General features: G+C 39.3%; 12 protein-coding genes. 4 read left to right on the forward strand and 8 right to left on the reverse strand.

The window, feature by feature from the left end:
* Positions 1-126 precede the first annotated feature (126 nt).
* From galM to galT, 3 genes are read right to left on the reverse strand one after another with little or no spacing between them, the layout of a single operon-like run.
* Positions 127-1,152 carry a galactose-1-epimerase gene (galM, locus tag DX522_RS02580; RefSeq protein WP_115179721.1) on the reverse strand — a complete coding sequence of 342 codons (1,026 nt, stop codon included), beginning with the start codon at positions 1,150-1,152 and terminating at the stop codon, positions 127-129.
* Positions 1,146-2,300: a galactokinase gene (galK, locus tag DX522_RS02585; RefSeq protein ID WP_115179722.1), complete on the reverse strand. Its 1,155-nt coding sequence runs from the start codon at positions 2,298-2,300 to the stop codon at positions 1,146-1,148. The genes galM and galK overlap by 7 nt, the downstream gene beginning before the upstream one ends.
* A 53-nt stretch (positions 2,301-2,353) precedes the next feature.
* On the reverse strand, positions 2,354-3,400 hold the full coding sequence (gene galT, locus DX522_RS02590; protein ID WP_054418243.1) for a galactose-1-phosphate uridylyltransferase: 1,047 nt from the start codon (positions 3,398-3,400) through the stop codon (positions 2,354-2,356).
* Positions 3,401-3,615: 215 nt separating this feature from the next.
* On the opposite strand from galT, the gene DX522_RS02595 reads away from it, so the two are divergent.
* The 4 genes from DX522_RS02595 (at position 3,616) to mglC (ending at position 8,421) form a co-directional block, all read left to right on the forward strand.
* A complete protein-coding gene (locus DX522_RS02595; protein WP_115180879.1) occupies positions 3,616-4,623 on the forward strand; it encodes a substrate-binding domain-containing protein in 1,008 nt (335 codons plus the stop codon).
* 180 nt (positions 4,624-4,803) lie between these two features.
* Positions 4,804-5,799: a galactose/glucose ABC transporter substrate-binding protein MglB gene (mglB, locus tag DX522_RS02605; protein ID WP_049384358.1), complete on the forward strand. Its 996-nt coding sequence runs from the start codon at positions 4,804-4,806 to the stop codon at positions 5,797-5,799.
* Positions 5,800-5,877: 78 nt separating this feature from the next.
* A complete protein-coding gene (gene mglA / locus DX522_RS02610) occupies positions 5,878-7,392 on the forward strand; it encodes a galactose/methyl galactoside ABC transporter ATP-binding protein MglA (protein ID WP_049364508.1) in 1,515 nt (504 codons plus the stop codon).
* An 18-nt stretch (positions 7,393-7,410) separates the two neighbouring features.
* Positions 7,411-8,421, forward strand: coding sequence for a galactose/methyl galactoside ABC transporter permease MglC (gene mglC, locus DX522_RS02615; RefSeq protein ID WP_049373959.1), 1,011 nt, complete (start codon positions 7,411-7,413; stop codon positions 8,419-8,421).
* A 114-nt stretch (positions 8,422-8,535) separates the two neighbouring features.
* Here the strand turns inward: mglC and iscX are convergent, their stop codons facing one another.
* The 5 genes from iscX to hscB form a co-directional block, all read right to left on the reverse strand.
* Positions 8,536-8,730, reverse strand: a complete 195-nt coding sequence (iscX, locus tag DX522_RS02620) for a Fe-S cluster assembly protein IscX (protein WP_115179723.1) — start codon at positions 8,728-8,730, stop codon at positions 8,536-8,538.
* Positions 8,730-9,071 carry an ISC system 2Fe-2S type ferredoxin gene (fdx, locus tag DX522_RS02625; protein ID WP_005696659.1) on the reverse strand — a complete coding sequence of 114 codons (342 nt, stop codon included), beginning with the start codon at positions 9,069-9,071 and terminating at the stop codon, positions 8,730-8,732. Before fdx ends, iscX begins: the two co-directional genes overlap by 1 nt.
* Positions 9,072-9,116: 45 nt before the next feature.
* Complete coding sequence (hscA, locus tag DX522_RS02630; protein ID WP_115179724.1) at positions 9,117-10,973, reverse strand: Fe-S protein assembly chaperone HscA; 1,857 nt, start codon at positions 10,971-10,973, stop codon at positions 9,117-9,119.
* A gap of 40 nt (positions 10,974-11,013) precedes the next feature.
* Positions 11,014-11,700 (reverse strand): DUF2625 domain-containing protein, encoded by a 687-nt coding sequence (locus DX522_RS02635; RefSeq protein WP_115179725.1) that lies wholly within the window; start codon positions 11,698-11,700, stop codon positions 11,014-11,016.
* 74 nt (positions 11,701-11,774) lie between these two features.
* Entirely contained in the window at positions 11,775-12,296 is a 522-nt protein-coding gene (hscB, locus tag DX522_RS02640; RefSeq protein ID WP_070715301.1) for a Fe-S protein assembly co-chaperone HscB, read from the reverse strand.
* Positions 12,297-12,301: the final 5 nt, after the last annotated feature.

Raw genomic sequence — 12,301 nt, forward strand, 5'->3', positions numbered from 1 at the left:
AAAAAGATTTTCTATAATATACTACCCACTTTATTGAAATATAAGTAAAAACGCCTCATTCATAAAAATAAAAAATACGGTTAAAAACACTATTATTTTTAACCGCACTTTTCTTTCAAGGATTAACTATTTAAACCTAAACTCTGTCCACTGGTAATAGCGTTCACCTGCTTTTTGAATACCACCATAATTTTGCCATTCGGGGTGGTTAGGGGTATTAGGAAGGCATTGGGTTTCAAGGGCGATGCCATTGAAATCTTGATAAGTTCTACCTTCACGAGTTGGAGTGCCGGCAAGATAGTTTCCCGTATAAATCTGTAATGCTGCTTGGGATGTGAGCACTTCAAGGCTTAAATCTTCATTAGGGGAAGTTAATAATACACAAGGCTTTTGCCATGCTTTATTGACGATAAAGGAATGATCGTAACCTTTTGTTACCACTTGATCGCCTTGTTGGAAATCTTTTACGATTGGTTTTGCAACACGAAAATCAAAGCTAGTATTCACCACATGCTTAAGTGGTGAATTTGGGATGCCTTCGCCATCAACCGGTAAATAGAAATCCGTATTAAGGCGTAATGTATGATTTCTCACATCACTACCCTGCTCAGCATTTTCCAAATTGAAATAAGCGTGGTTAGTTAAGTTAAGTGCGGTATCTTTATCGCTTTCTGCTTCATATTCAATTTTTACGCTATTTTCATCGGTTAATGTATAAATCACATTGACTTGTACATTACCTTCAAAACCTTGATCACCATCGGGAGACACTAGGGAGAAACGCACAAAATTCTGACCGCACTCTTCCACTTTCCAACGACGTTTATCAAAGCCTTCATTACCACCATGTAATTGATGTTTGCCTTGATTCGCAACCAGCTGAATTATTCGCTCACCTAATTCAAATTTGGCGTTAGCAATACGGTTCGCATAACGTCCTACGCTTGCGCCCAAATAAGCAGTTTGATGAGGATAATCCTCCACTTTGCAGCCAAGTAACACTTCTCGCAACTCACCATTCACAGGGACTTTACAAGAAAGCCAAGTGGCTCCCCAATCCATAAATTGCACAGTCATGCCATTTGAATTGGTGAGTTGAACAAGTTGATAAGGCTGTCCATCTGGTGCATTGAACGCCGTTTTTTCTAGCATAGACTCACTCCTTGTGAGGCTGTGCAGACGTAGAAATCTTCTTTTAAACCCGTTTGTTTCTCATAATTATCGGCAATAATTTTACGCACTTCTTCAACTTTATCATGAGGAGCAAGGGCAACAATGCAACCACCAAAACCACCGCCTGTCATTCTCGTACCACCGGTTTTACCAATCACTAATTGAGCAAGTTCAACAAGATAATCGATTTGCGGCACGGTAATCTCGAAATCATCGCGCATTGATTCGTGAGATTGTCCCATTAATTCACCTAATTTTGTTAAATCGTTATGTTTTAATGCTTCAACCGCATCAAGTACACGTTGGTTCTCAGTCACCACATGGCGTGCACGTTTAGCCACTAAAGAATTAAGTGCGGTCAATTCTGCTTCTCTTTTTTGGAATTCTTCTACTGATACATCACGTAACGCTTTTACGCCAAAGAATTCTGCAGCTTTTTCACATTGCCAACGGCGTGTATTGTATTCACCTGTCACCAAATCATGCGGTACATTTGAGTTCACAATAATAACAGCGACATCTTTCGGCACAGGCGTTGGCAGTGTTTCTAAGCTACGGCAATCAATCATTAAGAGATGATCTTTTTGTCCTAAAGCGGAAATTAATTGATCCATGTTCCCGCAATTTGCGCCAACAAATTTGTTTTCAGCTTTTTGACCAATTAAAGCAATCTCTGTATGTGTTAAAGGTAAATCACTGAGTTGTTGGCAGAACTTACCCGTCGCTACTTCAAGAGCAGCAGAAGAACTCAAACCAGAAGAATGTGGTACATTTCCGGAAATCACCAAATCAGCACCTTGTTTAAATTGAGGGCAACGTTCTTGAATAAATTTCACGACACCACGCACATAATTCGCCCATTTTTGCTCACTTTGAGGGAAATCTTCATCAAGAGAAAAGGTATCCTCAAGATCAAGATCTGCAGCATAAACATTCCAAATATGATCAGCACGTTTTGATCCTGCAATAGCTGTACCATAATTGATCGCACAAGGCATTACAAAGCCATCATTGTAGTCGGTATGTTCGCCGATAATGTTCACACGACCTGGTGCATATACGGTCAGTTCAGGTTGCTTATTATATTTTTGCGTAAAAATGTGTTGGGATTTTTGGACTGGAGTCATATTATTTCCTTTATCTTTCACACTCCCTCTTAATTCAAGAGGGAAAGGATTTCTTAACGTTCTTTATAGTGTACTTCGCTTAACGCTCGTAATCTTTCTGCCGCTTGTTCAGCGGTGAGGTCACGTTGGCTTTCACCTAGCATTTCATAGCCCACCATAAATTTGCGAACCGTAGCAGAACGCAACAACGGTGGATAAAAATGTGCATGAAGTTGCCAATGTTCGTTATCTTCACCATTAAATGGTGCTGCATGGAAGCCCATCGAATAAGGGAAAGATGTTTCAAATAAGTTATCGTATTTTGTTGCCAGTTTTTTCAATATCACGGCAAGATCTTTAGCTTGAGCTTCAGTTAATTCTGTTAAGCGTTTTACATGCACTTTAGGCAACAACAAGGTCTCAAATGGCCACACCGCCCAATAAGGCACCACCGCAACCCAATGCTCGGTTTCCACCACAATACGTTCTTTTTTCTCTAATTCTTTTTGAACGTAATCCACTAAAAGTACCGAACCGTGTTTTTCATAATAATTTCGTTGAGCAACATCTTCACGTGCAACTTCATTCGGTAAAAAGCTATTTGCCCAAATTTGTCCGTGCGGATGCGGATTGGAACATCCCATTGCCGCGCCTTTATTTTCGAAAATCTGTACCCACTGATATTTTTGACCCAGTTCACGCAATTGTTCTTGCCACACTTTAATCACTTCTTCAATTTCAAGTGCGGTCAATAACGGCAAGGTTTTACTGTGATCTGGCGAAAAACAAATAACTCGACTTTCACCACGAGCTTGGCTCATTTGGAAAAGAGGATCGGCTGATTGCTCTGGTGCTGGTGTATCTTCTAATAAAGCTGAGAAATCATTTTTGAATACATAAGGTTTATGGTAATCCGGATTAGGTTCGCCCGTGATACGCTTATTACGCGGGCAAAGATAACAATTTGGATCGTGGCTTGGCTTTTGTTCCTCACTCACTTTTTCTTGTTGTCCCTGCCATGGACGTTTAGCACGATGTGGCGAGACTAAAACCCATTGGTCAATTAACGGATTATAACGACGATGCGGATGATCTGTCGGTTCAAATACGGTTTCGCTCATACTTTTGCTCCAAAATGTAAACGATTACAAAAAATTTTCTCATAAGATAACAAATTAAAAAAAATAAACTGTGATCATTATCACAAAATCAGGAAATAAGCCACTCATCCAATCAGTTTTTTGTGACGAATGTAGCATTTTTGAAAGTAACCGCTTTCAATTTTATTCAAATTTACTATGATAATTGCTATGAAAAAATGAATGAGAGCCCTGTTATGCCTACAATTCGAGATGTTGCTGAATTAGCTTGCGTGTCGGTTGCCACTGTTTCCCGGGTGATTAATCGCTCCCCATCTGTGAGTGAAAAAACCCGTTACTCGGTACAACGCGCGATGGAAGTCTTAAATTATCAACCCAATGCAAACGCACAAGCTTTGGCCGTGCAAAATACCGATACCATTGGCGTGGTGGTTACCGATGTAACGGATCCGTTCTTTGCTATCTTGGTTAAATCGGTTGATAAAGTCGCTGAAGAGCATCAAAAAACGATTTTGATCGGCATTGGATACCATCATGCAGAAAAAGAGCGTGAAGCCATTGATACCTTGCTACGCAAGCGTTGTAGCTGTCTGGTCGTTCATTCCAAAGCCCTTTCTGAGGAAGAGTTACAGCATTATTTAGAAAATGTACCCGGTATGGTGATAATTAACCGTGTGATTGCGGGCTATGAAAATCGTTGCGTCAGCCTTGATAACTGCCAAGGTACCTATCTTGCCACTGAAATGCTGATTCGTTACGGCCATAAGCACATCGCCTATATTGGTTCCAATCACGGTATTTTAGATGAAACAGAACGTAAGGAAGGCTACTTAGAGGCCTTAGAAGCACATAACTTCCCCATTGTAGAGCAAGCCATTGTGCATAATTCACCTGATTTTGAAGGCGGTGAAAAGGCCATGATTGATTTATTGAGCTACAACTCCAATTTAACCGCTGTGGTAGCTTATAACGACACGATGGCAGCGGGGGCAATTTCCGTTTTAAATGAAAAAAATATCAAAGTCCCGAAACAATTTTCCATTGTGGGATTTGATGATATGCCGATTGCTCGATATTTAATCCCAAAACTCACTACAATTAGATATCCAATTGATTTAATGGCAAATTATGCGGCAAAACTAGCGTTAAGTTTAGTCGATTCGTCTATTGTCACACCGACTGTTGTTCAATTTAATCCAACATTAGTGAGACGTTTTTCCGTAGAAAATGCAATAAAACCGTGATGGAGATCACAAATTTAAACATTGCTATGTAATCGTTTTCATTTATGTGAGTTTGATCACAGATTAACAGTTTTGATTTCGTTATGATGCATTCAGTTGCAATAGATGTACGCAACATTCCTCTATTTGATATATAAAAAATCAACAATAAAATCTCTTTCTCTACATAGGAGCGTTTTTATGAAAAAAACAGCAGTATTAAGTGCAGTCGCTTTAGCAATCGGTTTAGGTTCAGCAACTTCAGGTTTCGCAGCCGATAACCGTATTGGTGTTACCATTTATAAATATGATGACAACTTCATGTCATTAATGCGTAAAGAAATCGATAAAGAAGCGAAAGCGCTTGGCGGCATTGAGTTATTAATGAATGACTCTCAAAATGCACAATCTATTCAAAATGACCAAGTAGATGGTTTGCTTTCTAAAGGTGTAAAAGCTTTAGCGATTAACTTAGTAGACCCAGCAGCAGCTTCAACTGTTATCAAGAAAGCTAAACAAGATGACATTCCTGTTGTTTTCTTCAATAAAGATCCAGGTGCTAAAGCAATTGGTAGCTACGATCACGCTTACTATGTTGGTACAGACCCGAAAGAATCTGGTTTAATCCAAGGTGATTTAATTGCGAAACAATGGAAAGCAATGCCTGCCTTAGACTTAAACAAAGACGGGAAAATCCAATATGTATTATTAAAAGGTGAACCAGGCCACCCAGATGCTGAAGCACGTACTAAATATGTGATTGAGCAATTAAATGCTAAAGGTATTCCTACCGAACAATTATTTATTGATACCGGTATGTGGGATGCAGCAATGGCAAAAGATAAAGTGGATGCATGGTTATCTAGCTCTAAAGCGAACGAAATTGAAATGATTATTTCAAACAATGACGGTATGGCATTAGGTGCATTAGAAGCAACCAAAGCACACGGTAAAAAATTACCAATCTTTGGTGTAGATGCATTACCAGAAGTACTTCAATTAATTAAGAAAGGCGAAATTGCTGGTACTGTGTTAAACGATGGCGTTAACCAAGGTAAAGCAGTTGTTCAACTTTCTGCAAACCTTGCTAACGGTAAAGCAGCAACAGAAGGTACACAATGGAAATTAGAAAACCGTGTGGTACGTATCCCTTATGTTGGTGTAGATAAAGATAACCTAAGTGAATTCTTAAAATAAGAAAATCGATTGCTTTTCTTTAATTTTAGGGGGAAAGGAAACCCAAATTCCCTTTCCCCTTTTTTGATGAGGTTGGATATGACAACTCAAACCCAAGACAGTGATGTACTACTGACAATGACGGATGTCAGTAAGTCTTTCCCCGGTGTAAAAGCCCTTGATCACGCCAATCTAACAGTTCGTTCTCACTCTGTTCATGCCTTAATGGGCGAAAACGGGGCGGGTAAATCGACATTATTAAAATGCCTCTTCGGAATTTATGCAAAAGACGAAGGTGAAATTTTATTCTTAGGCAAACCTGTTGATTTTAAAACATCAAAAGAAGCCCTTGAAAATGGGATTTCAATGGTTCACCAAGAACTTAACTTGGTGCGTCAAACTAGTGTAATGGATAACTTATGGTTGGGTCGCTACCCACTTAAAGGTCCTTTTGTGGATCACGCCAAAATGTATCGTGATACCAAAGCTATTTTCGATGAATTGGATATTGATGTTGATCCAAGAGAAAAAGTGGCCAAACTTTCTGTTTCACAAATGCAGATGATCGAAATTGCGAAAGCGTTCTCGTATAACGCTAAAATCGTAATTATGGATGAGCCAACATCCTCGCTTTCAGAAAAAGAAGTGGAACATCTTTTCAAAATTATTCAAAAATTAAAAGATCGCGGTTGTGGCATTATCTATATTTCACACAAAATGGATGAAATCTTCAAAATTTGTGATGAAATCACCATTCTTCGTGATGGTAAATGGATCAATACCGTTCAAGTTAAAGGCACCACTATGGAAGAAATTGTTTCAATGATGGTTGGCCGTGAATTAACACAACGTTTCCCTGAAAAAACTAACGTACCAAAAGAAATCACGCTTGAAGTGGAACATTTAACTGCGGTGAATCAACCTTCCATTCAAGATGTTTCCTTTAATTTACGCAAAGGTGAAATTTTAGGTATTGCAGGCCTTGTTGGTGCAAAACGAACCGATATTGTGGAAGCCATTTTTGGTGTACGCGAATTAAAAGAAGGGACGATCAAACTCAACGGAAAAATCGTGAAAAATCATACCGCACTTGAGGCGATTAACCACGGTTTTGCTTTGGTGACTGAGGAACGTCGTTCAACCGGGATTTATTCAAACCTAAGCATTGAATTTAACTCTTTGATTTCAAATATGAAATCTTACCTCACTCCATGGAAATTGCTCAGCAACAAAAAAATGGCGAGCGATACACAATGGGTGATTGATGCGATGAACGTGAAAACACCTTCTCACAAAACAACGATTGGATCGCTTTCTGGTGGTAATCAACAAAAAGTCATTATCGGCCGTTGGCTTTTAACCCAACCAGATATCTTAATGCTCGACGAACCAACTCGTGGTATTGATATTGGGGCAAAATTTGAAATTTATCAGCTCATTCAAGAACTCGCTAAAAAAGATAAAGGCATCATTATGATTTCATCAGAAATGCCGGAACTATTAGGCGTAACAGACCGAATTTTGGTCATGAGTAATGGTCGTGTTGCCGGCATCGTTGAAACGGCAAAAACGTCTCAAGAAGAAATTTTGCAACTTGCCGCAAAATATTTATAAATCATAAAGGAACAAATTATGAGTGCCTTACCAAAAAATAAATCATTCGATTTCTTAAAACAAAATGCGATTTATTTTGTGTTGTTGATTTTACTTGGCATCATCATCGCACAAGATCCAACATTCTTGAATGTTCGCAACTTTAGTAACATTTTAACTCAATCATCCGTCCGCCTCATTATCGCCCTTGGTGTTGCAGGCTTGCTTATTACTCAAGGTACCGACTTATCAGCCGGTCGCCAAGTCGGTTTAGCCGCGGTTATTTCTGCGACTCTCTTGCAGTCAATGGAAAACATGAACCGCGTGTTCCCGGATTTAGGTGAGATTCCTATTCCAGTGGTTATCCTGACTGTTTGTGCGGTAGGTGCTGTAATCGGCTTAGTAAATGGTTTGGTTATCGCTTATCTCAATGTAACCCCGTTCATTGCAACAATGGGTACCATGATCATTGTTTACGGTTTTAACTCACTTTATTATGATGGCGTAGGTGGCTCACCAATTGCAGGCTTCAGTGAATCTTTCTCTAACTTCGCACAAGGCTTCTTCAGACTTGGTTCGTTCAAATTATCCTACATCACTATTTATGCCGCAATTTGTGCATTCTTAGTTTGGGTGATGTGGAATAAAACACGCTTTGGTAAAAATATCTTTGCTATCGGTGGTAACCCTGAAGCAGCAAAAGTATCTGGCGTAAACGTAGCGCGTAACCTTGTTGTGATTTACATGATTGCAGGTATGTTCTATGCATTCGGTGGTATGTTAGAAGCAGGTCGTATCGGTAGTGCTACCAACAACCTTGGTTTTATGTATGAATTAGATGCGATTGCTGCTTGCGTAGTAGGTGGTGTATCTTTCGCTGGTGGTGTGGGTACTGTTATCGGTGTAATCACGGGTGTTATCATCTTCACCGTTATTAACTACGGTTTAACTTACATCGGTGTAAACCCTTACTGGCAATATATCATTAAAGGTAGCATTATCATCCTCGCGGTTGCTATCGACTCCTTAAAATACGCGAAGAAAAAATAATTAAAAACAACAATAAAAATAACCGCACTTTAGCAATAAAGTGCGGTTTTATTTTGAGGTAAATTCTCAAAACAAAAAAGCGAGTCTCTCTGCTCGCTTTTTTAATCGAATCGATTACTTGTATTCATCTAACCATTTCAATAAAATCGCTTCAAGAATACTCTCGTTAGATTTCATTGGATCATCATCAAAACCGTCTAGTTCACAAATCCACTTATGCAAATCCGTGAAACGTACCGTTTTAGGATCTAAATCTGGATTACGATCATAAAGCTCTTCTGCAATAAGTTGTGCATCAGTCCATTTCATTAGTGAGCCGCCTCATTCGCATGGTTAATATTATATTTAGGGATTTCCACCACTAAATCTTCATCACCCACGACACATTGGCAAGAAAGGCGGCTATCCATTTCTAAACCCCATGCTTTATCTAACATATCTTCTTCTTGATCGCTGGCTTCATTCAATGAATCAAACCCTTCACGAATAACCACATGGCACGTTGTACAAGCACAAGAACCATCGCAAGCATGATGAATTTCTACGCCAGCATTATGTGCCACTTCTAATAAGTTGTCGCCTGCTGCTGCATCAACCACCATACCCTCTGGACAGAATTCTTCATTCGGTAAAAAAATCACTTTTGGCATATTACTTTCCTCAATATAAAAAACTCGTTAATTTATAACCGCACTTTATTGCTCAATATCTGATACAGATTTACCTGTCAGCGCTTGATTAATGGATTTATTCATTCGTCTTGCCGCAAATTCTTGAGTCGCGATATCAAGGGCTTTGATTCCCTGAACGATAGCATGACGATCTGTACCTTCTTTTACATCCATTAATTGTTTCAATGCATTTTCAATTTGGCGGAATTCAGCTTCGGTTAATAAGTCTGCCCCATCTTGCTGTAAGGCCACAATCACGCTTTCAATTACACGATCAGCCTCAACACGTTGCTCGGCTAATTCACGTGCTTGCATATCATCTTGTGCATTATCAAAAGAAGCTTTAATCATTGCCGTTACTTCTTCATCCGTTAAACCATAAGAAGGCTTAATTTGAATCGATGCTTGAACTTTTGTGGATTTTTCCATGGCAGTCACACTTAATAAGCCATCTGCATCCACTTGATAAGTCACTCGAATATGAGCCGCGCCTGCCACCATTGGCGGAATACCGCGCAATGTAAAACGACCTAAAGAACGGCAATCATCCACCAACTCTCGTTCACCTTGTACCACATGTACAGTCATTGCAGTTTGACCATCTTTAAAGGTAGTAAATTCTTGCGCGAGAGCCACTGGAATCGTGGTGTTACGTGGAATAATTTTCTCCACTAAACCACCCATGGTTTCAATACCTAAAGAAAGTGGCACAACATCGAGTAACAACATATCGCTGTCATTTTTGTTGCCCACTAAAATATCTGCTTGGATAGCCGCACCTAAGGCAACTACTTTATCTGGGTCGATAGAGGTTAATGGTGTTTTACCGAAGAATTCACCCACTTGTTCACGTACGTAAGGCACGCGAGTTGAGCCTCCAACCATAATCACTTCCTGTACGTCTTCAGCTTCAACATGCGCATCTTTCAATGCTCGACGGCAGGTTAATAAAGAACGTTTTACCAATGAGTGGATTAATTCATTGAATTGCTCACGACTTAACTCACCTTCAAATCCGCGCCAAGAAATGACCGCACTTTGTGCACTTGTTAAGGCAATTTTAGTTTGTGTGGCTAAACTTAAAAGTTCACGTTGCTCATTCACATTTTGTGATTGAATACCCGCTTGTTCAATAATCCAATCGGCAATTAAATGGTCAAAATCATCACCACCTAAAGCAGTATCCCCACCTGTTGCTAAGACTTCAAATACGCCTTTAGACAAGCGTAAAATTGAGATATCAAAGGTACCGCCCCCTAAGTCATAAACAGCAATGACACCTTCTTTTCCGCTATCTAAGCCATAAGCCACTGCTGCAGCAGTGGGTTCATTTAATAAACGTAATACATTTAACCCTGCAAGACGTGCTGCATCTTTCGTACTTTGGCGTTGAGCATCATCAAAATAAGCAGGTACGGTAATCACCACGCCAGAAAGCTCACCTGCAAGTCGTTGTTCTGTAATATGATTTAAACGAGATAAAATATCCGCAGAGACTTCGATTGGGCTTTTTTTACCTTGATGTGTCACCAATAATGGCAACCCATTTTCACTTGCCACAAATTCATAGGGTAAATTGGTATAACGAGATTGCACATCATCAAGGCTACGTCCAATCAGACGTTTCACAGAAATAATCGTATTTTTAGGATCAATTGCAGCTTTTGCGAATGCTTCTGTACCAACAAGTTTTTCATTTTCACCATAGTAAACGACTGAAGGCACAAGGCTTCTGTCTTGTTCATCATTCAAAATGGTGGCTTGACCGCTACGCACTGCGGCAACTAAAGAGTTTGTTGTACCTAAATCAATCCCTACCGCAAGACGATGTTGATGTGGTGCAGCCGTTTGTCCTGGCTCTGCAATTTGGAGTAATGCCATATCTCTTTTTATCTCTAATAATTAATTCGTTAAGGGCTCGTTATGCCACTGAATAAGCTTGTGCAAATTTATCTTGTTCGGTGAAACTTGCGTTGTAATGGGTTTCAATGTTGACTTCGCGTCGTTCACGCTGATTAATATCAGTCGTCTTATCTTCTGAAAGCTCGGGTGTAAAAACAATCATGTGATTACCATCGAGTTGTTTTACATCTTCTTGCCAATTTTGCCAAAATAGATTTTGGTAAAATGCTTCAATGTCACTATTTAATGCCCAAGCTAAGAAATCCGTATAGGTAAAATTTAAATCATGCCAAGTTAAATCTTTTGGCGAAAAATAATAAATCTTACCAATATTAGAACCTAAAGAGCCACCATTTAAAGCAAAATAACCACCAATGACATCGTCCGCAACAAGCAAATATTTTGGTTTATCACCTGATTGATTAAAGGATTTGCTGAAATTCCAGTCCATTAATCCACGTGGTAATTTAAAACTGCCTGACCCCAATATACGCAACCAACCATGATGGATTAAAATGCCGCCAGTTTCATAAATGACCGCTCCCATTGGAGAAGAAGTAGGCATTTGCATGGTGAAAAGCTCACGTTCTGCACTAGATTGATCTTTTTTAATCACATCACAATGATTACGAGCATGCTCAATCCATTGGGAAATGGTTCCCCAAGCAGATTTTGAGAAATCAGTCAGTTGTTCTAAAGTTTGCATAATCGAGTTTCATTAGTATGAGGGCAATTACCCATTTATCAATAGCGAAAAGGGCGTAATAAACGCCCTCAAGATTATAATTCAAATAGACGTTCTTCTACTTGGCTAATTTCATCCGCCAATTTTTTTAGAAAACGTAATTTATCACAGAACTGTGCAGCAGTTGACCATTGTTGCTCATTTAGTTGTTCTTCAAGTGCGGTCAATATTTCTTTTGTTTCTTTTTTAACGCGTTTCGCAAAGGATTCTAATGCATTTTCATCCTGGCTTTGCTCAATATTTTCGAGTTCTTCTCGCCATTCTAATTGCTGCATTAGGAATGCCATATCTTGTGTGCTCTTTTGTTCTAAATCCTGTGCTTCTCCCGTATTTAATGCAATAATTGCTTCCGAACGTAAAATTGGGTCTTTCAAGGTTTTTAATGCATCATTAACTTCTGTTGATTTTTGCATTGCAATGCGTTGTTCTTGTGCATCTGCCGTAACAAAATTATCCGGATGCAAACTCTTTTGAAGCACTAAATAGCGTTCAGACAAAAGCGATTGATCAACATTGAAAGCAACGGGCAAATCAAAAATAGCAAAAGGATTTGTCATCTTTA

Origin of the sequence: Haemophilus parainfluenzae (assembly GCF_900450995.1) — a bacterium.
GTDB lineage: Bacteria > Pseudomonadota > Gammaproteobacteria > Enterobacterales > Pasteurellaceae > Haemophilus_D > Haemophilus_D parainfluenzae_O.

What these genes read in the sequence shown, in the direction of transcription:
- iscX (WP_115179723.1), bottom strand. Translation starts at nt 8,730, where the DNA reads ATGAAATGGACTGATGCACAACTTATTGCAGAAGAGCTTTATGATCGT.
- fdx (WP_005696659.1), bottom strand. Translation starts at nt 9,071, where the DNA reads ATGCCAAAAGTGATTTTTTTACCGAATGAAGAATTCTGTCCAGAGGGT.
- hscA (WP_115179724.1), bottom strand. Translation starts at nt 10,973, where the DNA reads ATGGCATTACTCCAAATTGCAGAGCCAGGACAAACGGCTGCACCACAT.
- galT (WP_054418243.1), bottom strand. Translation starts at nt 3,400, where the DNA reads ATGAGCGAAACCGTATTTGAACCGACAGATCATCCGCATCGTCGTTAT.
- mglC (WP_049373959.1), top strand. Translation starts at nt 7,411, where the DNA reads ATGAGTGCCTTACCAAAAAATAAATCATTCGATTTCTTAAAACAAAAT.
- mglA (WP_049364508.1), top strand. Translation starts at nt 5,878, where the DNA reads ATGACAACTCAAACCCAAGACAGTGATGTACTACTGACAATGACGGAT.
- DX522_RS02595 (WP_115180879.1), top strand. Translation starts at nt 3,616, where the DNA reads ATGCCTACAATTCGAGATGTTGCTGAATTAGCTTGCGTGTCGGTTGCC.
- galM (WP_115179721.1), bottom strand. Translation starts at nt 1,152, where the DNA reads ATGCTAGAAAAAACGGCGTTCAATGCACCAGATGGACAGCCTTATCAA.
- galK (WP_115179722.1), bottom strand. Translation starts at nt 2,300, where the DNA reads ATGACTCCAGTCCAAAAATCCCAACACATTTTTACGCAAAAATATAAT.
- hscB (WP_070715301.1), bottom strand. Translation starts at nt 12,296, where the DNA reads ATGACAAATCCTTTTGCTATTTTTGATTTGCCCGTTGCTTTCAATGTT.
- mglB (WP_049384358.1), top strand. Translation starts at nt 4,804, where the DNA reads ATGAAAAAAACAGCAGTATTAAGTGCAGTCGCTTTAGCAATCGGTTTA.
- DX522_RS02635 (WP_115179725.1), bottom strand. Translation starts at nt 11,700, where the DNA reads ATGCAAACTTTAGAACAACTGACTGATTTCTCAAAATCTGCTTGGGGA.